This is a genomic window from Streptomyces sp. NBC_01335 (assembly GCF_035953295.1).
Classification (GTDB): domain Bacteria; phylum Actinomycetota; class Actinomycetes; order Streptomycetales; family Streptomycetaceae; genus Streptomyces.
The window spans coordinates 2,011,143-2,024,631 of record NZ_CP108370.1 but is presented as its reverse complement, the minus strand read 5'-3'; the positions used below and the strand labels follow the sequence as shown (position 1 = coordinate 2,024,631).

Sequence of the window (13,489 nt, the reverse complement as noted above, 5' to 3'; positions counted from 1 at the left end):
GGGCGCGGGTACCGCCGGGGGTGCGGACCGGGTGGAGACGGCGTACTCCAGCTGCGGTACACGGAGGCCGCAAAAAGCACCCGGGGGGCCGACGTTCGGCCGCGGGACATCAGGGATCGTATGAGTGGGTCGGGTGTGTCCCCTTCGACTCACGCATCCGCCCGTCACCGCGTACGCCACAGAAGAGAGACGTAACCCATGTCCTGGCTGTCAAGGTTCAGCCTCGCGCAACGGGCCCTGATCGGGCTGATCTCCATCGTCGCGCTCGTCTTCGGGGCGATAGCGATCCCCCAGCTCAAGCAGCAGCTGCTGCCGACCATCGAGCTGCCGATGGTGTCGGTCCTGGCGCCCTATCAGGGGGCGTCCCCCGATGTGGTCGAGAAGCAGGTCGTCGAACCGCTCGAGAACTCCATCAAGGCCGTCGACGGCATCGAGAGCGTCACCTCGACCGCCAGCGAGGGCAACGCCATCGTCATGGCCAGCTTCGACTTCGGGGACGAGGGCACCAAGCAGCTCGTCGCCGACATCCAGCAGGCCGTGAACCGGGCGCGCAACCAGCTCCCCGAGGGCGTCGACCCGCAGGTCGTCGCCGGTTCCACCGACGACATCCCGACCGTGGTCCTCGCCGTCACCTCGGACAAGGACCAGCAGGCGCTCGCCGACCAGCTGGACCACACCGTCGTGCCCGCGCTGGAGGACATCGAGGGCGTCGGCCAGGTCGCGATCAGCGGTGTCCAGGACGTGCAGGTCTCCGTCGTCCCCGACGACAGGAAGCTCGCGGCGGCCGGTCTCTCGGCGTCCTCCGTCTCCCAGGCGCTCCAGGCGGCCGGCGGCACCATGGCGGCCGGCTCCTTCGCCGAGTCCGGCAAGAGCCGCACCATCCAGGTCGGCAGCGGGTTCACCTCGCTCCAGCAGATCGAGGACGTCCGGATCGTCCCCGGTGCCGCCACCGGCGCTCCCGGGGCCGCCGCCAAGCCCGGCAAGCCGGTCCGCCTCGGCGACGTCGCCACGGTGAAGCAGGAGGAGGCCGCGCCGGTCTCCATCACCCGCACCAACGGCAAGCCCAGCCTCGCCGTGATGGCGACGATGGACAAGGACGGCAGCGCCGTCGCCATCTCCGACGCGGTCGACAAGAAGCTTTCCGACCTGCGCAAGGACCTGGGTGACGGCGCGGAGCTGACGGTCGTCACCGACCAGGGCCCGGCCGTCTCCAAGGCGATCTCCGGCCTCACCACCGAGGGTGCGCTCGGCCTGGTCTTCGCCGTCGTGGTGATCCTGATCTTCCTGGCGTCGATCCGCTCGACGCTCGTCACCGCGGTCTCCATCCCGCTCTCCGTGGTTCTCGCGCTCATCGTGCTGTGGACCCGCGACCTGTCGCTCAACATGCTCACCCTCGGGGCGCTGACCATCGCGATCGGCCGGGTCGTCGACGACTCGATCGTCGTCCTGGAGAACATCAAGCGGCACCTCGGCTACGGCGAGGAGCGCCAGCCGGCGATCATCGCCGCCGTCAAGGAGGTCGCCGGAGCGGTCACCGCCTCGACGCTCACCACCGTCGCCGTCTTCCTGCCGATCGGCCTCGTCGGCGGCATGGTCGGCCAGCTCTTCGGCTCGTTCTCGCTCACCGTCACGGCGGCGCTGCTGGCCTCCCTGCTAGTCTCGCTGACCGTGGTGCCCGTGCTGTCCTTCTGGTTCCTGCGCGCCCCCAAGGGCACCGACGAGAACCCGGACGAGGCCCGCCGCAAGGCCGAGGAGAAGGAGGCGGCGAGCCGGCTCCAGCGGCTCTACGTCCCGGTCCTGGGCTTCGCGACCCGCCGCCGCGTCACCAGCGTGGTGATCGCGCTGGTGATCCTGCTCGGCACGTTCGGCATGGCCCCGCTCCTGAAGACGACCCTCTTCGACCAGGGCGAGCAGGAAGTCCTCTCCCTCACCCAGGAGCTGCCTCCGGGCACCAGTCTGGGCGCGGCCGACGAGGCCGCCCGCAAGGTCGAACAGGTCATCGCGTCCGACAAGAGCGTGAAGGACTACCAGGTCACCGTCGGCTCCTCCGGCTTCCTGGCCGCCTTCGGCGGCAGCACGGGCGCCAACCAGGCCTCGTACCAGATCACTCTGAAGAACGCCGGCGACTACGACGCGGCCCAGAAGCGGATCGAGGACGGCCTCGCGAAGCTGGACGGCATCGGCCAGACCAGCATCGCGGCGGGCGGCGGCTTCGGCAGCCAGGACCTGAGCGTCGTGGTCAAGGCCGCCGACCGGGACGTGCTGGAGAAGGCGTCCGAGAAGGTGCGCGCCGAGGTGGAGAAGCTGGACGGCGTCACCGACGTCCAGAGCGACCTCGCGCAGAGCGTCCAGCGCATCTCGGTCCGCGCCAACGACAAGGCGGCCGCGGCCGGCTTCGACCAGACCACGCTCGGCGCGCTCGTCACCGGCGCGGTCGGCGGTACGAAGTCGGGCAAGGCCCTGCTCGACGACAGCGAGCGCGACATCGTCGTGAAGTCCGCGACCCCGGCCACCACCATGGACCAGCTCAAGGACCTGAAGGTCGGCGCCGTCCGGCTCGGTCAGATCGCGGACGTCGAACTGGTCCCCGGCCCGGTCTCCATGACCCGGATCGACGGCCAGCGCTCCGCCACCATCACGGCGCGCCCCACCGACGAGGACACCGGCGGGGTGACCCAGGAGCTGACGAAGAAGCTCGACGCGCTGGACCTCCCCGAGGGTGCCACCGCCACCATCGGCGGCGTCAGCGCGGACCAGAGCGACGCGTACACGAAGCTCTTCCTCGCCATGCTGGCGGCCGTCGCGATCGTCTTCATGCTGCTGGTGGCGACCTTCCGTTCGCTGATCCAGCCGCTGATCCTGCTGGTCTCCATCCCCTTCGCGGCCACCGGCGCGATCGGTCTGCTGCTCGTCACCGGCACCCCGATGGGCGTCCCGGCGATGATCGGCATGCTGATGCTCATCGGCATCGTGGTCACCAACGCGATCGTGCTGATCGACCTGATCAACCAGTACCGGTCCCAGGGCATGGGCGTCGTCGAGGCGGTCGTCGAGGGCGGCCGTCACCGGCTCCGCCCGATCCTGATGACCGCGCTGGCGACGATCTTCGCGCTGCTGCCGATGGCGCTCGGCATCACCGGCGAGGGCGGGCTCATCTCCCAGCCGCTGGCCGTCGTCGTGATCGGCGGACTCATCACCTCCACCCTGCTGACGCTCCTGCTGGTGCCGACGCTGTACGCCATGGTGGAGCTGCGCAAGGAGCGCCGGGCCAAGAGGAGGGCGGCCAAGCGCGCGGCGAAGGGCGAGGTCCCCGCGCAGGGCGACTCCGGCTCCGGTACGGGCACGGACTCCGGTACGGACGGCTCCCGCGAGGCGGCCCACTCCGGCGTCTGACCCCGCCACGCAACCGAAAAGGGCCCGGCCCCCGCACTCTCCTCACGGGAGTGCGGGGGCCGGGCCCTCTCCGTACGCCGGGCCCTTCGCCGTGCACCGGGCCCTTCGCCGTACACGGCGTGCGAGCCCTACGGCAGCGCGAGCATCCGCTCCAGCGCCAGCTTGGCGTACTTCTCGGTCTCCGGGTCGACCTCGATCCGGTTGACCAGCTTGCCCTCGGCCAGCGACTCCAGCGTCCAGACCAGGTGGGGCAGGTCGATCCGGTTCATCGTGGAGCAGAAGCAGACCGTCTTGTCGAGGAAGACGATCTCCTTGTCCTCGGCAGCGAAACGATTCGCCAGACGGCGCACCAGGTTCAGCTCCGTACCGATGGCCCACTTGGAGCCGGCCGGGGCCGCTTCCAGCGCCTTGATGATGTACTCCGTCGAGCCGACCTGGTCGGCCGCCGCGACGACCTCGTGCTTGCACTCCGGGTGCACCAGGACGTTGACGCCGGGAATGCGCGCGCGGACGTCCTCCACCGACTCCACCGAGAAGCGCCCGTGCACCGAGCAGTGCCCGCGCCACAGGATCATCTTCGCGTCGCGCAGCTGCTGCGCCGTCAGGCCGCCGTTCGGCTTGTGCGGGTTGTAGAGGACGCAGTCCTCCAGCGACATCCCCATGTCCCGGACGGCGGTGTTGCGGCCCAGGTGCTGGTCGGGGAGGAAGAGGACCTTGTCGCCCTGCTCGAAGGCCCACTCCAGCGCCCGCTCGGCGTTGGAGGAGGTGCAGATGGTGCCGCCGTGGCGGCCGGTGAACGCCTTGATGTCGGCGGAGGAGTTCATGTACGAGACGGGGACGACCCGGTCGGCCACGCCGGCCTCGGTCAGCACGTCCCAGCACTCGGCGACCTGCTCGGCGGTGGCCATGTCGGCCATCGAGCAGCCCGCCGCCAGGTCGGGCAGCACGACCTTCTGGTCGTCACCGGTCAGGATGTCCGCGGACTCGGCCATGAAGTGCACACCGCAGAAGACGATGTACTCGGCCTCCGGGCGGGCGGCGGCGTCACGGGCCAGCTTGAAGGAGTCGCCGGTGACGTCCGCGAACTGGATGACCTCGTCGCGCTGGTAGTGGTGGCCGAGGACGAACACCTTGTCCCCGAGCTTCTCCTTGGCGGCGCGGGCGCGCTCCACCAGGTCCGGGTCGGACGGGGAGGGAAGGTCGCCGGGGCACTCCACACCGCGCTCGCTCCTCGGGTCGGCCTCACGGCCGAGCAGGAGCAGGGCCAGGGGCGACGGCTGAACATCGAGTTCCACAGGGGGGTGGGCCGTGGTCACGTCACGCACCCTTTCTTGTCATTGATGAGCGCGGCGGAGGCATTCGGTGAGGCCGAGGGCCGGCGCCGGGAGTCTTTTCGTCTATTTGACGTTATCTATGATAGCCGGATCGCGTCAGTTTGACGACGTCGTTACCGTCGATGTGACGCATACCCTCGCGCGCGCCGTGTGCGAGCATGAAAAAGAACAGACGGACGCGGGCGCGGAATGAATCCGCGCGCGCGACGGTTGCACCGTCGGCAAGCAGTCCGTACAACCCGGGAGAGAAGCAGATGTCCGTATCGGACGAGACCACCACCGTGAGCGACGGCATCCTCCTGTCCGACGCCGCCGCAGCCAAGGTCAAGGGCCTGCTGGACCAGGAGGGCCGCGACGACCTCGCCCTGCGCGTCGCCGTACAGCCCGGCGGCTGCTCCGGCCTGCGTTACCAGCTCTTCTTCGACGAGCGCTCGCTCGACGGCGACGTCGTGAAGGACTTCGACGGAGTCAAGGTCGTCACCGACCGCATGAGCGCCCCGTACCTCGGCGGTGCCTCGATCGACTTCGTCGACACCATCGAGAAGCAGGGCTTCACGATCGACAACCCCAACGCCACCGGCTCCTGCGCCTGCGGCGACTCCTTCAGCTAAACCCTCACCGGTTTTCTGAAGGCGCCCGGTCCACGGACCGGCCGCGGAACGAAGACGTACGACGAAGGCGGCCCCGGAAGCGATTCCGGGGCCGCCTTCGTGCGTTCGTGGTCCAGGCCGCTTCACCCGCGGGGGACCGGCCTGCCCGACGCCGTCTCCAGGACGGTCCGCCCGGCGAGCGGAGCGTCCAGGGCCACCGGCACGGTCACCCGCTCCGCGACCGCCACGCAGGCCGTCCCCGGCTTCGGCCGGGGCTCGGTGATCGTGACCCTGACCTCCGTACGGTCCTCCTCGGCGCTCGCCGAGTAGGTGCCGCACACGCCGCCCCAGAACGTCACCTCCAGCGTCCGCCCGCGCTCGGTGTACGAGAGCGGTGTCACGCCGCGGGCCGGCCGCGAAGCCGACGGCGCCTCCAGGTAGGCGGGGGCGACGGCGACCTGGGCGACCGTGGAGACCGGGCCGCCCGCCTCCGGTCGCACGGTGAAGAGCCAGGACGGCACGAGGGCCGGCCGCTCGTCCACGAGCTGCGCAGAGAGCCCGAACACCGCCTTCTCCACCGTCATCGTCGTCGGCGGCGCGATGCGCCCCGAGGACGGTACACACTCCGGGCCCGCCGTCTTCGGGCCGCCTTCCGCGTTCTCCAGGGGCTCGGCCGTCGCGCAGGCCGGGGAGGCCGTGGACGCCTGCGCGGCGTTCAGCGTCGCCAGGGCCGCAGCCGCGTCCACCACCGGGTAGGCGGCATCGCCGTCCCGGGCCGTCGGCAGCAGCAGCCGGCCCGAAGCGCCGGTCACCGCGGAGTCCGGCCCCACCTGGACGTCGGTGGACCAGCCGCGGGTGGGCAGTCCGTCCACCACCGGATCGGCGCGGACCACCCGCTGCTCGCCCAGCAGTCCGCCGTCGCCGAGCGCGGCGTCGTCCAGGCCCAGGGCGTCGAGCACCGGCCGGGCCGCCTCCCTCGCCGCCTGGAGGCTCACCGGGTTCCGGTCCGAGGTGCCGCCGGCGCACACCGCGCCCGAGGGGCAGGGGGAGAGGCCGCCGGTGCCGCGCAGGTACTTCCAGGTCCCCGGCGCCTCCTGGGAGACCTCCAGGTACGGCTTCGAACCGCCCGCACCCAGGCGCCAGTAGCCGTCCTGCGCCGTCGGGGTGCCCGGGACGCCGAACGCCCGGGCCAGGCGGGTCACCTCGGCGAGGGGCACGGTGGCGGCGGTCCGGCGCACCGGCGCCGTCGCCGGGCCCTGCGGCAGGTCGCCGGTGGCGCGGTAGACCACGCCCGTGGGGGCGGGCTCGCCGGGGGCGAAGCCCGGTACCGAAGGATCGACCGGCGGGGAGATGCCCAGGGGGGCCGGGGCCGGGGTCGAGGTCGGGGACGCGGGCGTCGAGGCTGCGGTCTTCTCCGTCCCGCGTCCGCCGTCGTCCGCCGTGGCCGCCCACCAGGCTCCGCCGCCCCCGGCCAGCACCACCGCGGCCACCACCGCGCCGATCAGGGCCGTGGGCCGCCGGGGGGCGGGTGCTTCGTCGTCGGATCGCTCGATGCTCACCGGAGAGCTCCTTCGCCGTCGCTTCCGGGGGCGGATGCTCCCGCCCCGTCCCCGGGTGGGGGACGGGAATGTGACGTTGCGGAGCAGCGATCGGTTCCCTCCCGGAGGCTCAAGCGCCTCCCCGGGAGGGGGAGTTCGGGCCCGGGGCCCGTGAAGCCGGCCGTTCGGGCCCGGGACCCGCGAAGCCGCCGTTCCGGCCCGGGACCCGCGAAGCCGCCGTTCCGGCCGGGCCGGGCTCGCGGGGCCCCGGAGCGCGGTCGTGGGCCCCCTGGGCGGGGTCGTCAGCCCCCGTACTCCTCCGTCGCCTCGATCAGCCGCGCGGAGGCGGGCGGCACCGTGACTCCGTGAATCAGGGACGGCGCGACGGGCGGCGTGGCAGTCTTCGGCGGAACGACCCAGTGCGGAGCCATCCGCACGCAGTCACCCCTCAGATCGGCCAGGCTCGTCTCGGTCTCGGACACAACGCTGTGTGTGGGCATATCAGCACCGTACGCACCTCTGGCCCTGGGTAGAAAGACCTACTATCGGGTAGTTTCAACCCATCGGTGCTTGGAGCGGAAACGGGTAGCGTGAGGTGTCACGCCGTCCCGGAACGCCCACGCGTCCCCCCGCCCCCCGCAGGAGCAGCCTCCCGTGCGTATCGCAGTCACCGGCTCCATCGCCACCGACCATCTGATGACCTTCCCCGGCCGCTTCGCCGACCAGCTCGTCGCCGACCAGCTGCACACGGTTTCGCTCTCCTTCCTGGTCGACGCCCTGGACGTGCGCCGGGGAGGGGTCGCCGCCAACATCTGCTTCGGCATGGGGCAGCTCGGTACCTCCCCCGTCCTGGTGGGCGCCGCCGGATCCGACTTCGACGAGTACCGCGCCTGGCTCGACCGGCACGGCGTGGACACCGGATCGGTCCGCATCTCCGAAGTGCTGCACACCGCGCGCTTCGTCTGCACCACGGACGCCGACCACAACCAGATCGGCTCCTTCTACACGGGCGCCATGAGCGAGGCCCGGCTGATCGAGCTGCAGAGCGTCGCCGAGCGCCTCGGCGGCCTCGACCTCGTCTCCATCGGCGCCGACGACCCGGAGGCGATGCTCCGCCACACCGAGGAGTGCCGCAGCCGGGGCATCCCCTTCGCCGCGGACTTCTCCCAGCAGATCGCCCGGATGAACGGCGAAGAGATCCGGATACTGCTGGAGGGCGCCACGTACCTCTTCTCCAACGAGTACGAGAAGGGGCTCATCGAGTCCAAGACCGGCTGGACCGACGAGGAGATCCTGGCCAAGGTCGGCCACCGGATCACCACCCTCGGCGCCCGCGGCGTGCGCATCGAGCGCGTGGGCGAGCCGGTCATCGAGGTCGGCTGCCCCGACGAGGAGACGAAGGCCGACCCGACCGGCGTCGGCGACGCCTTCCGCGCCGGCTTCCTCTCCGGCCTCGCCTGGGGCGTCGGCCTGGAGCGCGCCGCCCAGGTCGGCTGCATGCTCGCCACCCTGGTCATCGAGACGGTCGGCACCCAGGAGTACACCCTGCGCCGCTCCCGCTTCATGGACCGCTTCGCCAAGGCGTACGGCCACGAGGCCGCCGACGAGGTCCGCGCGCACCTCGCCTGATCCGCCGCGGGCTCCTCGTACGGTCCGGCCGGACCCGGACCGTACGGGGAGACCCTCAGCCCAGCCGGCGGACCACGTACGCCGCGCCGCGCTCCGCGGGCCGCTCGCCCACGTACTCCTGCTCCCGCATCTCGCACCAGGCCGGGATGTCCAGCCGGGCCGCCTCGTCGTCGGCGAGCACCGTCACCGTGCCGCCCACCGGGACGTCCCCGATCACCTTGGCGAGCTCGATCACCGGGATCGGGCAGCGCCGGCCCAGCGCGTCCACCACCAGCGACGCGGCCGGCGCGACGGCACCCCGGACGGCCCCGGCACCCCCGACGGCCCCGGCACCCCCGACGGCCCCGGCGCCCCCGGAGACACGGTCGGACACCGGGACCCCGAGGCGCTCCCGTACCCCGGCGACCACCCCGGGCAGTACGTCGAGGAACCGCTCCACGTCCGATGCGGCGGTGCCCGCCGGCAGCGACACCCGGACGTTCCCCTCCGAGAGCACCCCCATCGCCTTGAGCACATGGCTGGGCGTCAGCGTGCTGCTGGTGCAGGACGAACCGGACGATACGGAGAAACCGGCCCGGTCCAGCTCGTGCAACAGGGTCTCTCCGTCGACGTAGAGGCAGGAGAAGGTGACGACGTGCGGCAGGCGCCGCTCCGGATCGCCCACCACCTCCACGTCCGGCACCCCGGCCGCCACCCGCGCGCGGACCAGGTCGACCAGAGCCCGCAGCCGCGCCGCCTCCGCGTCCGCCTCGGCGCGCACCGCGCGCAGCGAGGCGGCGGCGGCCACGATCGCCGGCAGGTTCTCGAAGCCGGCCGACCGCCCCGACTCCCGCTCGTCGGCCGGGCCCAGGGGCGCGAACCTGACTCCCTTGCGCACCGCCAGCAGCCCGACGCCCGCCGGGCCGCCCCACTTGTGGGCGCTCGCCGTCAGCAGCGACCAGCCGTCCGCGACCGGCCCCCACCCCAGCGACTGCGCCGCGTCCACCAGCAGCGGGACCCCCGCCTCCCGGCAGTGTGCGGCGACGGACGCCACCGGCTGCTCGGTGCCCACCTCGTGGTTGGCGGACTGGAGGCAGGCGAGCGCGGTGTCCGCGCGCAGGGAGGCGCCGAACACGGCGGAATCCACCGCTCCGGTCCGTTCCACCGGCACCTCGGCGAAGGACCCGCCGGCCGCCTCGTGTGCGGCCGCGGCATGCAATACCGACGAGTGTTCGACCGCCGAGGCGACCAGATGACGGCCGACACGCCGACGGCCCGAAAGAGCTCCGGCAATTCCCGCGTGCACCGCGGCCGTCCCCGATGGGGTGAAAACGAGCTCGTCGGGACGGCAGCCGACCGCTTCCGCCGCCGCCTCGCGGGCGGCGTCCAGCAGCATCCGGGCCCGCCGTCCCTCCCGGTAGAGCCGGGCGGGATCGGCCCAGCCCTCGTCCAGGGAGGCCATCAGGGCCTGACGGGCCACGGGATGCAGGGGCGCGGAGGAGGCGGCGTCGAAGTAGGGCACCCCGCCACGCTAGCCCGGGGGCCGGCCGCCACCGGCCGCGGCCGCCCGCGAAGCAGGAGAAGGAACGTCAGATGACGCCCGGAAGCCGGGATTCCACCCCTTCGGGGTGTCGGACGGCGCGTTGGGCACCCTCCCCGCGCGACCCCAAATAGCGTCCAGTAGGGTTTGGTCCGCATAAACATCCAAACCCCTGCCCGCGACAGGGCGGCGACCGACCAGAGACATACGGGCGCGCCGACCGTAGCGGGCGAGACTCTCGGGAAGGCGCTACGTGAGTCCCAACGGCTCCGACCGCTCGTCGCGGCGCCCGATGCGGCGGAAGCTGCCGCAGGTGCTGACTGCGGGCCTGGTCCTGGCGACGGCCTCCGGTTGTTCGTACAACTGGCAGGATTTCCCTCGCCTTGGTATGCCTACCCCGGTAACGGAAGAGGCCCCTCGGATCCTCTCCCTCTGGCAGGGCTCGTGGGCGGCAGCGCTCGCCACGGGTGTCCTTGTCTGGGGGCTGATCCTCTGGAGTGCCTTCTTCCACCGGCGTAGCCGGACCAAGGTCGAGGTTCCTCCGCAGACCAGGTACAACATGCCCATCGAGGCGCTGTACACAGTGGTCCCCCTGATCATCGTCTCGGTGCTCTTCTACTTCACCGCGCGCGATGAATCGAAGCTCCTCACCCTCTCCACGAAGCCCGTCCACAACATCAACGTGGTCGGCTACCAGTGGAGCTGGGCGTTCAACTACGTCGAGGACGTGGACGGCTCGCCGGCCACCACCAAGACGCCCGAGGAGCTCTCCTCGATCCCCGACCGCTTCATCGCGGACTTCCCGAAGGGCGCCGGCGGCGTCTACGACGCGGGAATCCCGGGCACGCGCAACCCCCAGACCGGCAACCCGGGTCCGACCCTGTGGCTGCCGAAGGGCGAGAAGGTCCGCTTCATCCTCACTTCACGTGACGTCATCCACTCCTTCTGGGTGGTGCCGTTCCTCATGAAGCAGGACGTCATCCCGGGCCACACCAACGCGTTCGAGGTCACGCCGAACAAGGAGGGCACCTTCTTGGGCAAGTGTGCGGAGCTCTGCGGCGCCGACCACTCCCGGATGCTCTTCAACGTCAAGGTTGTCTCTCCCGAGCGTTACCAGCAGCACCTCAAGGAGCTGGCGGAGAAGGGGCAGACCGGCTACGTGCCGTCAGGCATCGAGCAGACTGACCCCGCCAGGAATGCGGAGACCAACAAACTGTGAGCATCCTCAACGAACCCCAGGGTGCCGCGGCGGCAGACGACTCGTACGAGGACGAACTGCCGGTACGGCGCAAGCAGCCGGGAAACGTCGTCATCAAGTGGCTGACCACCACTGACCACAAGACGATCGGCACGATGTACCTGGTCACTTCGTTCGCGTTCTTCTGCATCGGTGGCCTGATGGCGCTCTTCATGCGCGCCGAGCTGGCCCGTCCGGGTACGCAGATCATGTCGAACGAGCAGTTCAACCAGGCGTTCACGATGCACGGCACGATCATGCTGCTGATGTTCGCGACGCCGCTGTTCGCCGGTTTCACCAACTGGATCATGCCGCTGCAGATCGGTGCGCCCGACGTGGCGTTCCCGCGGCTGAACATGTTCGCGTACTGGCTGTACCTCTTCGGCTCGCTCATCGCGGTGGGAGGCTTCCTCACCCCGCAGGGCGCCGCCGACTTCGGTTGGTTCGCCTACTCCCCGCTGTCGGACGCGGTCCGCTCGCCGGGTGTCGGTGCCGACATGTGGATCATGGGTCTGGCCTTCTCCGGCTTCGGCACGATCCTCGGCGCGGTCAACTTCATCACCACGATCATCTGCATGCGCGCGCCCGGCATGACGATGTTCCGGATGCCGATCTTCGTGTGGAACGTCCTGCTGACGGCCGTTCTGGTCCTGCTGGCCTTCCCGGTCCTCGCCGCCGCGCTCTTCGCGTTGGAAGCGGACCGAAAATTCGGGGCCCACGTATTCGACGCGGCCAATGGCGGCGCATTGCTCTGGCAACACCTCTTCTGGTTCTTCGGACACCCAGAGGTGTACATCATCGCGCTACCATTCTTCGGAATCATTTCCGAAGTGATCCCGGTATTCAGCCGCAAGCCGATCTTCGGCTACATCGGTCTGATCGCGGCCACCATCGCCATCGCGGGTCTCTCCGTGACGGTGTGGGCGCACCACATGTACGTGACGGGCGGCGTGCTCCTGCCGTTCTTCTCCTTCATGACGTTCCTCATCGCGGTACCGACCGGTGTGAAGTTCTTCAACTGGATCGGCACGATGTGGAAGGGCTCGTTGTCCTTCGAGACGCCGATGCTCTGGTCGGTCGGCTTCCTGATCACCTTCCTCTTCGGTGGTCTGACCGGTGTCCTGCTGGCCTCGCCGCCGCTGGACTTCCACGTCTCGGACTCGTACTTCGTCGTCGCGCACTTCCACTACGTCGTCTTCGGCACCGTGGTGTTCGCGATGTTCGCCGGATTCCACTTCTGGTGGCCGAAGTTCACCGGCAAGATGCTGGACGAGCGGCTCGGCAAGATCACGTTCTGGACGCTGTTCGTGGGCTTCCACGGCACGTTCCTGGTGCAGCACTGGCTCGGTGCCGAGGGCATGCCGCGTCGCTACGCGGACTACCTCGCGGCCGACGGCTTCACCGCGCTGAACACGATCTCCACGATCTCCTCGTTCCTCCTCGGCCTGTCGATCCTGCCGTTCTTCTACAACGTGTGGAAGACCGCCAAGTACGGCAAGAAGATCGAGGTCGACGACCCGTGGGGCTACGGCCGTTCGCTGGAGTGGGCCACCTCGTGCCCGCCCCCGCGCCACAACTTCATCACCCTGCCGCGGATCCGTTCCGAATCCCCGGCGTTCGACCTGCACCACCCGGAGATCGCCGCGCTGGAGCAGCTCGGTCACCACTCCGAGGACAAGGTTCTCGCCGGTGGTAAGGAGGCAGGCAAGTGAAGATCCAGGGCAAGCTGTTCATCTGGCTGAGCGTCTTCATCCTGATCATGGCCATCACGTACGGCGTGTGGTCGAAGGAGCCGGTCGGTACCACCGCCCTCGTCCTGGCCTTCGGGCTGTCCATCATGATCGGCTTCTACCTGGCCTTCACGGCCAACAGGGTCGACCAGATGGCCCAGGACAACAAGGAAGCCGACGTGGCCGACGAGGCCGGCGACGTGGGGTTCTTCTCCCCGCACAGCTGGCAGCCGCTCTCCCTGGCGATCGGCGGCGCGCTGCTCTTCATGAGCATCGCCTTCGGCTGGTGGCTGGCGTACTTCTCGGCGCCGATGCTCGCCATCGGTCTCTTCGGCTGGGTGTTCGAGTACTACCGCGGTGAGAACCGCACCCAGTGACACCCGCCCCGTGACACCCACCGGGTGACACCGCATTACCAGTAACACCTCGCGAGGGGCCCGAACTGCTCGGCAAGAGCGGTCCGGGCCCCTCGTTTGCAGTCATAGAACGCGCTGGATCGGATGAATCTTCTTAGCGTGG

10 protein-coding genes are annotated in these 13,489 nt (G+C 70.1%); 6 read left to right on the top strand and 4 right to left on the bottom strand.

From position 1 onward, the window contains the following. Positions 1–198 precede the first annotated feature (198 nt). Entirely contained in the window at positions 199–3,393 is a 3,195-nt protein-coding gene (locus OG599_RS08350) for an efflux RND transporter permease subunit (protein WP_327175318.1), read from the top strand. Positions 3,394–3,521: 128 nt separating this feature from the next. Here the strand turns inward: OG599_RS08350 and nadA are convergent, their stop codons facing one another. Beyond that, entirely contained in the window at positions 3,522–4,718 is a 1,197-nt protein-coding gene (gene nadA, locus OG599_RS08345; RefSeq protein WP_327175317.1) for a quinolinate synthase NadA, read from the bottom strand. Between the two features lie 263 nt (positions 4,719–4,981). Between nadA and OG599_RS08340 the strand changes: the two genes are divergently transcribed. Beyond that, positions 4,982–5,338, top strand: a complete 357-nt coding sequence (locus OG599_RS08340; RefSeq protein ID WP_266703501.1) for a HesB/IscA family protein — start codon at positions 4,982–4,984, stop codon at positions 5,336–5,338. Positions 5,339–5,460: 122 nt separating this feature from the next. On the opposite strand, the gene OG599_RS08335 is transcribed toward OG599_RS08340, so the two are convergent. Both OG599_RS08335 and OG599_RS08330 read right to left on the bottom strand, forming a co-directional pair. Beyond that, complete coding sequence (locus OG599_RS08335; protein ID WP_327175316.1) at positions 5,461–6,876, bottom strand: hypothetical protein; 1,416 nt, start codon at positions 6,874–6,876, stop codon at positions 5,461–5,463. A 281-nt stretch (positions 6,877–7,157) separates the two neighbouring features. Then, on the bottom strand, positions 7,158–7,355 hold the full coding sequence (locus OG599_RS08330) for a hypothetical protein (protein ID WP_327175315.1): 198 nt from the start codon (positions 7,353–7,355) through the stop codon (positions 7,158–7,160). A gap of 154 nt (positions 7,356–7,509) precedes the next feature. Here OG599_RS08330 and OG599_RS08325 point away from each other — a divergent pair, with 154 nt between their 5' ends. Beyond that, positions 7,510–8,484, top strand: coding sequence for a carbohydrate kinase family protein (locus tag OG599_RS08325; RefSeq protein WP_327175314.1), 975 nt, complete (start codon positions 7,510–7,512; stop codon positions 8,482–8,484). Positions 8,485–8,539: 55 nt separating this feature from the next. Here OG599_RS08325 and OG599_RS08320 read toward each other — a convergent pair whose 3' ends face one another. After that, positions 8,540–9,985 (bottom strand): cysteine desulfurase/sulfurtransferase TusA family protein, encoded by a 1,446-nt coding sequence (locus OG599_RS08320; protein ID WP_327175313.1) that lies wholly within the window; start codon positions 9,983–9,985, stop codon positions 8,540–8,542. A gap of 271 nt (positions 9,986–10,256) precedes the next feature. On the opposite strand from OG599_RS08320, the gene ctaC reads away from it, so the two are divergent. From ctaC to OG599_RS08305, 3 genes are read left to right on the top strand one after another with little or no spacing between them, the layout of a single operon-like run. After that, the gene (ctaC, locus tag OG599_RS08315; RefSeq protein ID WP_327175312.1) at positions 10,257–11,222 is read left to right on the top strand and encodes an aa3-type cytochrome oxidase subunit II; all 966 of its coding nucleotides are present in this window, start codon (positions 10,257–10,259) and stop codon (positions 11,220–11,222) included. Beyond that, positions 11,219–12,952, top strand: coding sequence for an aa3-type cytochrome oxidase subunit I (ctaD, locus tag OG599_RS08310; RefSeq protein WP_327175311.1), 1,734 nt, complete (start codon positions 11,219–11,221; stop codon positions 12,950–12,952). The genes ctaC and ctaD overlap by 4 nt, the downstream gene beginning before the upstream one ends. Then, on the top strand, positions 12,949–13,347 hold the full coding sequence (locus OG599_RS08305) for a cytochrome c oxidase subunit 4 (RefSeq protein ID WP_327175310.1): 399 nt from the start codon (positions 12,949–12,951) through the stop codon (positions 13,345–13,347). Before ctaD ends, OG599_RS08305 begins: the two co-directional genes overlap by 4 nt. The last annotated feature ends 142 nt before the right edge of the window (positions 13,348–13,489 follow it).